Annotated in this window: 5 protein-coding genes; 1 reads left to right on the plus strand and 4 read right to left on the minus strand. The window is 73.9% G+C overall.

From position 1 onward, the window contains the following. The coding region (locus GYH36_RS18810; RefSeq protein ID WP_162290666.1) for a helix-turn-helix domain-containing protein at positions 1-395 on the plus strand (395 nt) is incomplete at its 5' end. A 7-nt stretch (positions 396-402) separates the two neighbouring features. Here the strand turns inward: GYH36_RS18810 and GYH36_RS18815 are convergent. The 4 genes from GYH36_RS18815 to GYH36_RS18830 all read right to left on the minus strand — a co-directional run bounded on the left by GYH36_RS18815 (position 403) and on the right by GYH36_RS18830 (position 4,484). Next, positions 403-825, minus strand: coding sequence for a hypothetical protein (locus GYH36_RS18815; RefSeq protein ID WP_162290667.1), 423 nt, complete (start codon positions 823-825; stop codon positions 403-405). A gap of 361 nt (positions 826-1,186) precedes the next feature. Next, entirely contained in the window at positions 1,187-2,059 is an 873-nt protein-coding gene (locus GYH36_RS18820) for a heme ABC transporter ATP-binding protein (RefSeq protein WP_162290668.1), read from the minus strand. Then, on the minus strand, positions 2,056-3,066 hold the full coding sequence (locus GYH36_RS18825) for a FecCD family ABC transporter permease (protein ID WP_081772177.1): 1,011 nt from the start codon (positions 3,064-3,066) through the stop codon (positions 2,056-2,058). Before GYH36_RS18825 ends, GYH36_RS18820 begins: the two co-directional genes overlap by 4 nt. Before the next feature lie 152 nt (positions 3,067-3,218). Continuing rightward, positions 3,219-4,484: a heme/hemin ABC transporter substrate-binding protein gene (locus GYH36_RS18830; protein WP_155099519.1), complete on the minus strand. Its 1,266-nt coding sequence runs from the start codon at positions 4,482-4,484 to the stop codon at positions 3,219-3,221. Between the last annotated feature and the right edge of the window lie 232 nt (positions 4,485-4,716).

The following is a 4,716-nucleotide window of genomic DNA, read 5'->3' on the forward strand; positions in this document are numbered from 1 at the left end:
CCCGGCGTCTGCTCCTTCGGCATGGCTCCATCCTCGTTTCCAAGGTCAGGAACCTCCAACAAACCCAGGGCGATTCAGTCCGGCTCCAGATCGGCGCCACGGTGCACGACCCAAGCGACCCCGTCGGCCGACTCCTGCTCAACGTGCTTGCGATGGTCGCGGAGTTCGAGGCCGACCTCATCCGAGCCCGCACCCGCGAAGGCATGGCCATTGCCAAGGCCAAGGGCAAGCTCAAGGGCCGCAAGCCCAAGCTCACCCCCGCCCAGGAGCGACACCTCGTCGACCTCCACCGTGCCGGCAACCACACCTCCGCCGAGATTGCCGAACTCTTCGGCGTCTCTCGCGCCACCGTCTACCGCGCGATGGGGCGTTCCTCGCGGCCGGCCAGTACGTAAGACGGGATTACGCCGTGTCTACGCCTTCGATGCGCATCTGCTCTCGCTGCAGGTCCAGCGCTTCCGGAGTACTCGCCCACACGTCGATGAGTTCTCCGTCCTCAATGACCGAGGCGCCCACACCAGGGACGCCCCAATTCACGATTGAGAACTCCACTCCCTCCGACCTGCTGTCCTGGTAGCTGGTTGCGTTCCCGACAGGAGCGATCTCCAACGTCGTGCCGTCCGGGAAGAGCAACGACGATCCTTCGAGGTCACAGCCTGGCTCGCCGCCTGACTCAAGCTCAACGACGTTGAGCTGCTGGACGTCGCAGTCGCTCAACGCATCTGAGCCCGGCGGCACCGTGACCCCCTCAGAGCCGCAGGCGCTCAAGTGCAGTGTTCCAACGCTCAGAACCACTCCGACGAACAGAATGCGCGCGACTCTCACGAGCAGGACGCTACCGACCGGCGGCCAAGTCTCCTAGCATCGTCCCGCAGCGGTGCGTTGGTGGGTTGAGACCGCCGTCGTTTCTACGACAGGCGATCATGCGTCGCGTTCCGTCGAGCGCCTTTGACCATCCGGGGATTCTCACGTCGAACCGAGACGTCCTCGAAGCGAGCGCTCGGTCTCTTGAGCGTGTAGCAGAGGCAACAGGCCGTCGGCTGGCCGCACCGTACCGGCATCGTGCACAAGAAGTCGCCCTCGTTGGCGGACGACGGCGAGGAGCCATGCGCCGATGCGGGCGTCGAGCACGACGAGGCGTGGGCGTGAGACCGCTCGCTGAGCGGTCGACGGTGCCCGACCGCGGTCAGCGGCGCGGAAGGATGATCGGCGCGCCGCCGCCGGGGTGGTCGACGATCTCGACGGGGTAGTCGTAGACGCCGCTCAGCAGGTCGGCGGTGAGGACGTCGCGCGGGTCGCCGTCGGCGACGACGCGCCCGCACGCGAGCAGGGTGACCTGGTCGGCGTAGGCCGCGGCGAGCGAGAGGTCGTGCACGACGACGACCACGGCACCCCCGGCGGCGGCGTGCGCCTGCGCGAGCTGGAGCACGAGCTCCTGGTGCTTGAGGTCGAGCGCGGCGGTCGGCTCGTCGAGCATGAGCAGGGCGGTGCGCTGGGCGAGCACGCGCGCGAGCGCGACGCGCGCCTTCTCCCCGCCCGACAGCGACGTGAAGTGCCGCTCCGCGAGGTGCTCGACATCGGTCGCGGCCATCGCCTCGGCGACCGCGGCGTCGTCCTCGTCCTCGGAGGGGGTGCCGCGCCAGGGGGTGCGGCCCATGCGCACGACGTCGGCGGCCGTGAACGGGAAGCTGAGCGAGACCTGCTGGAGCATGACGGACCGGCGCAGCGCGAGCTCAGTGGGCGTCCAGGCGCGCAGGGGCCGCCCGTCGACCACGACGTCCCCGGCCTCGGGGACCAGGTCGCCCGTGAGCACGGCAAGCAGGGACGACTTGCCCGCGCCGTTCGGTCCGAGCAGCGCGCGGACCTCGCCCGCGCGCACGTCGACGGACACGTCGCGCAGGATCGGGGCGTCGCCGAGCGTGAGGGACACGTCGTGCGCCGCGGTGACCACGTCGCCGGGCGAGGTCGGCCCGGGGAGGCGGGACCGGCGTCGGGCACCGGTGACCGCGGTGCGCAGCGCGCCGAGGAACGACGTCCCCTCGTGGCGCAGGTCGCTCATGCCCAGCCTCCTTGGCGCGAGCGCGTGCGGCGCAGCAGGTAGAAGAAGAACGGCCCGCCGACGAGCGACGTGATCATGCCGAGCGGCAGCTCGACGTTCGCGACGGCGGTGCGTGCGACGAGGTCGGCGGCGAGCAGCACGACGGCGCCGCCCAGCACCGAGGCGGGCACGAGCGTCCTGTGGCTCGGCCCGCAGACCATGCGCACGAGGTGCGGCACGACGAGCCCGACGAACGCGATGATCCCGGTGAACGCGACGCCCGCGGAGACGAGCAGCGCGACGAGCACGATGACGACCTGACGCAGCCGCTCGACGTCCACCCCGAGGTGCTGCGCGGCACGCTCGCCGAGGGAGAGCAGGTCCATCCTGCGGCGCACGAGCATCGCGCCCGTGACGCCGACGACGGCGATCGGCAGCACGATCGACACCGACTGCCACGTGGCGCCGCCGAGCGACCCGAGCTGCCAGAAGACGACCTGCTCGCGCGCGGCCGGGTCGGCGACGAACGTGAAGAACGCGAGCAGCCCGCCCGCGAACGCGTTGACCGCGATGCCGGTGAGCACGAGCGTCACGACCTCGGTGCGGCCGCCGGCGCGCGCGAGCGCGTAGACGACGAACGTCGTGACGAGCCCGCCGAGGAACGCCGCCGCGGCGACCCACGTGCCCGGCACGAGCGCGCCCGCGGTGACGATGACCGCGCACGCCCCCACGGCCGCGCCCGACGAGACCCCGATGACGCCCGGTTCGGCGAGCGGGTTGCCGAACACGCCCTGCATGAGCGCGCCCGAGCACGCGAGCGCGCCGCCCACGACGATCGCCATGACGACGCGCGGGAACCGCACGACCCACAGCGCGTTCTCGCCCTGCGGGTGCGACGGCATCGGGCCCCAGTCGAGCCCGAGGTGGTGCGCGAGCGACCCGAGGACCTCCGCGGGCGAGACGGGCACCTGGCCGGTCATGCCCGAGAGCACGGTGAGGACCGCGAGGGCGACGCCCAGGCCGACCATGAGCCAGCGCGCGGCGCGTCGCCGTTGCTGCCCGACGGCGGGGACCGCCCGGGTGGGCCGGCCGCCCGGGCGCGGGGCGTCGTCGGGCACGCGCGCGTCCTCGGGGACGGGCGCGTCCTCGGGCGTGCCGAGGGGGCGGGTGGTGGGCGCGCTCACGACGCCGGGAGCTCCGGCGCGGGCACCCCGTAGAACGCCTCGACGAGCGACGCGATCGTGTGTCCGGTGCGGGGGCCGAACGTGAGGAGGCGCGCGCCGTCCATGTCGACCACGCGGCGCGACTCGCCCGCGGGCGTCTGCGCGAGGCCGGGGACCGCGAGCATGGCGTCGAGCCCGCCCATGGACTCCAGGCCGTCCGTCATGACGAGGTACACGTCGGGCGCGGCGGTGATGAGCGCCTCGCTCGTCACGGGCGCGTACTGCTGCGTGAGGCCGATCGCGGTGCCCGCGTCCTCGCCGCCGATCTCGCGGATCAGGTCGTCGGCGCCCGAGCCGGGCCCGAACAGCATCTTGATGTTCGAGCCGCGCAGGTAGAGGAACGCGACGAGCGGGTCGCCGGTGTCGCGCGGGACGGCCGAGAGCGCGGCGCAGATCTGCCGGTCGGTGCGCTCGACCAGCGCCTCGCCCTGCTCGGGCACGCCGAGGGCGGTCGCCACGGCCCGGATCCGGTCGTCGACGCCGTCGAGCGTGCGCGCGTCGTCGAAGTAGACGACGGCGATGCCCGAGCTCTCGAGCTGGGCGCGCGCGTCGTCCGTGAGGATCGTCGCGTCGGTGAGGATCACCGAGGGGTTCAGGCCGAGGATCGCCTCGACGTCGAGCGCGTGCCCGGCGCCCGTGACGACGGGGACGTCCGCGGCCTCGGGGAAGCCGGTCGGCAGGTCGCGACCCACGACGTTGTCGCCCAGCCCGAGGCTGTAGACGATCTCGCCGAGCGTGCCGTAGAGGTCGACCGGGATGATGCGGCTCGCGTCCGTGACCTCGACCTGCCGACCGTCCGCGGACTCGACCGTGACCGGGAGCTGCGGGGTCGGGGCGTCGGCGACGGGGTGGATCGCGTCGTCGGCGAACGTCGCGGACGTCGGGCCGGTGGGGAACGTCGCGGGGTCGACGTCCGTCCCGCCTCCTGCGGCGCGCGACTCGTCGAGCGTCGTGCACGCGGGGGCGCCCGTCGGCGCCTCGGCGGGCGTCGCCTCGGCGGGCGCGGCGGCGGGCGTCGCGTCGGGGGCCGGCTCCGCGGGCGGCTCGTAGGGGAGCGGCGCGCACGCGGCGACCAGGCCCAGCAGCACGACGGCGCCCGCCCCCGCGAGCGCGGTCACGACCCTCCGCGGGCCGCGCGCGGCCGGGCCGAACGTCGTCGCCGGCGGCGGCGCCGGGTGCGTCGACGGGCCGGGAGGCGGCGTGGTGCGGGCAGCGTGAGGCATGGAAGGTCTCCAGGGAGCGGTGCGGGGCGGGCGGACCCGACGGGTCGTCGCCGCCCAGATAAGCGAAGCCTAACCTGACCGGGCGTGGCGTCTCGACCCTCGCGGGAGTAACGCGCCTCACGCACACGAGGACCCGGCCCCGGGCCCGGCCGGGGGGGGGGGGGGGGGGCCGCCCCCCGGCGCGGCCCCCCCCCCAGGGGGGGCGGGGGGGGGGGGGGGGGGGGGGGGGGGG

This window comes from Cellulosimicrobium composti (genome assembly GCF_010287905.1).
GTDB classification, from domain to species: domain Bacteria; phylum Actinomycetota; class Actinomycetes; order Actinomycetales; family Cellulomonadaceae; genus Cellulosimicrobium; species Cellulosimicrobium composti.

What these genes read in the sequence shown, in the direction of transcription:
- GYH36_RS18825 (WP_081772177.1), bottom strand. Translation starts at nt 3,066, where the DNA reads ATGGTCGGCCTGGGCGTCGCCCTCGCGGTCCTCACCGTGCTCTCGGGC.
- GYH36_RS18830 (WP_155099519.1), bottom strand. Translation starts at nt 4,484, where the DNA reads ATGCCTCACGCTGCCCGCACCACGCCGCCTCCCGGCCCGTCGACGCAC.
- GYH36_RS18820 (WP_162290668.1), bottom strand. Translation starts at nt 2,059, where the DNA reads ATGAGCGACCTGCGCCACGAGGGGACGTCGTTCCTCGGCGCGCTGCGC.